General features: G+C 52.1%; 4 protein-coding genes. 3 read left to right on the forward strand and 1 reads right to left on the reverse strand.

Annotated elements, in window-relative coordinates:
- Positions 1–200: 200 nt before the first annotated feature.
- From V6D20_20460 to V6D20_20470, 3 genes are all read left to right on the forward strand, one after another.
- Complete coding sequence (locus V6D20_20460) at positions 201–905, forward strand: pirin family protein (GenBank protein ID HEY9818152.1); 705 nt, start codon at positions 201–203, stop codon at positions 903–905.
- Between the two features lie 112 nt (positions 906–1,017).
- On the forward strand, positions 1,018–1,254 hold the full coding sequence (locus V6D20_20465) for a CDGSH iron-sulfur domain-containing protein (GenBank protein ID HEY9818153.1): 237 nt from the start codon (positions 1,018–1,020) through the stop codon (positions 1,252–1,254).
- Positions 1,255–1,469: 215 nt separating this feature from the next.
- A complete protein-coding gene (locus tag V6D20_20470; protein ID HEY9818154.1) occupies positions 1,470–2,057 on the forward strand; it encodes an NAD(P)H-dependent oxidoreductase in 588 nt (195 codons plus the stop codon).
- 109 nt (positions 2,058–2,166) lie between these two features.
- Here V6D20_20470 and V6D20_20475 read toward each other — a convergent pair.
- Positions 2,167–2,438, reverse strand: a 272-nt coding sequence (locus V6D20_20475) for a pentapeptide repeat-containing protein (GenBank protein ID HEY9818155.1), incomplete at its 5' end; no start/stop codon positions are given.

A 2,438-nucleotide genomic window follows, 5' to 3' on the forward strand; every position in this document is an offset into this window, starting at 1 on the left:
CGGAGGAGCATAGGCTTTTGTCCGTCAACTGGGGGTGGATCTTCTACAGTGGGGGCAGGGCAAAAGGTTCTAAGACTGTATCGATTCTAGCGACAAACTGTCAATTTTATAGGCTATTGTAATTCTAAAGGAATCAATTCATAATAGAGCTAACTCGAACTGAGTTCGACATCCCACTATTCCGATTGGAGGTCGCTCTTATGATCACCCTGCGTCCATCCCATGAACGGGGTGCTGTCAACATCGGCTGGCTGGATAGCCGCCATAGCTTCTCGTTTGGCAACTACTACGATCCGCAACATATGGGGTTTTCGTCCCTGCGGGTTATCAATGAAGACAAGGTGCAGCCTGACCAAGGTTTTGCCACCCATGGCCACCGAGACATGGAAATTGTCACCTATGTCTTGTCCGGCGCTTTAGAGCACAAAGACAGTATTGGCAATGGAGCGGTTATGCGTCCTGGCGATGTGCAGCGCATGTCTGCGGGTACCGGCATCCTGCACAGTGAATACAACGCGTCTGCGACGGAGCCAGTGCACCTCTTGCAGATTTGGATCTTGCCTGGACAACTGGGCCTCAAGCCTAGCTATGAGCAGGTATTTTTCTCCGATGAGCAAAAGCAGGGTCGTCTCAAGCTCGTGGGTTCCCAAGATGGCCGGGAAGCTTCCGTCACCATCCATCAAGATGTGAGCCTCTATGCGTCGTTGCTGCACACTGGGCAGCAGGTTACCCATAGCCTAGGGAGCGATCGCAGTGCTTGGGTGCAGGTGGCGCGGGGAGCGGTTGAGGTGAATGGCCAACCTCTCTATGCAGGGGATGCGGCCGCGATCGCCCAAGAGTCTACGATTGAACTGAGAGCGATCGCTGATCAGACCGAATTCTTGCTGTTTGATATGGTGGCTTAGCACAATTACGCTATCAATGCTTAGATGGCAGGGGGGGGGGCAACGTGTCATTAATGCGTTTGCCCCTCATGCCTAGAGAACACTGCTGATATTTGCTTGAGAGGAAAACACAATGACTGAACCCAAGATTGTAGACACCAAGCCCGTTGTTTTAGAACTAGAGCCCGGCGACTATTGGTGGTGTAGCTGCGGTCAATCGGCTAACCAACCCTATTGTGATGGTGCGCACAAGGGCACGGGCTTAGCTCCTGTTAAGGTCACGATTGAGGAAACGAAGCAAGTTGCTTTCTGCCAATGTAAGCACACTAAATCTGCGCCCTTCTGTGATGGTTCTCATTCGAGCCTATAGCCGTTGCATGGTGGGGTTGGGACGTCGGTCTATGTCCATGACAGACCAGACGTTCCTTCCACGACCTGCTGCACCCTGACCTTGCTGCCCACGACGATAAAGCTCAATGTTCGGCATGTTCCATGGGGGCGAGCCGCCATCTGTCTCTTCCCCATTGCCGGAATGAGCCATGCCTGAATCCCAAGACCTATCCCCCTTACGTTTGGAGAAACTGTATGACTGGATCTACAAAAATACTAGCTTTTGCGGGCAGTACGCGCAAAGGATCGTTTAACCAACAGCTCGTCAAAATTGCTGCTGCTGGCGCTGAAAAGGCGGGGGCCGAGGTCACGGTGATTGATTTCAAAGACTACCCTATGCCGCTTTATGATCAGGATCTGGAAGCCGAGCAGGGTTTACCCGCTTCGGTGCTTGCCTTTAAAGATCTGCTGAAGTCTCACCAAGGTTTCCTCATTGCCTGCCCAGAATACAACAGTTCGATTACGCCCCTCCTAAAAAATGCTATTGACTGGGCGTCTCGCTCTGAACCTGGTGAACCACCCCTGGCCTTGACCTGCTTTAAAGGAAAAGTGGCCGCGATTATGGCCACGTCTCCAGGTGGCTTGGGTGGTTTGCGCGGTCTTGTGCATGTCCGCTCTATTCTAGAAAATATAGGCGTTATTGTAATTCCTGAGCAAAAAGCGCTGCCAGGTTCCTATCAAGCCTTTAACGATCAGGGACAGTTGAGTGATGAGAAGCAGCAAGAAGGCGTCATGGCGATTGGTCAGCGTTTGACAGAAGTAGCCACAAAACTCAACGCCTAACCAAGGGCGATCGCTCCCGTGTGGAATAATGATATCCACACATGGAGCTGGTTGATTTAGATATCTCAGTAGCGATCGCACCCTTGCACAGTAACAGCCGACGCGATCGCTACGGGCATCCAAGAGATTCGCGAGTATCGACGCCAGTGACGGGGTTCACACCGCTGGCCGTTTCACAGAGACGCAGAACCTGCTCCCGATCCAGCATGGCGTAGCTGAAATCCGCCCCATTGACCAAGGCCCCTCTAAAGTTCGACTTCAGCAACATCGCTGAGGTTAAGACAGCATCTGTGAAATCAGCTCCGGCTAAATTACTCAAGTAGGCAATGCTATCGCTGAGGTCAGCGCTGTGAAAGCGAGCATTCTTCAGAACTGAACCAT

This window comes from Candidatus Obscuribacterales bacterium (assembly GCA_036703605.1).
In the GTDB taxonomy this organism is placed as follows: domain Bacteria; phylum Cyanobacteriota; class Cyanobacteriia; order RECH01; family RECH01; genus RECH01.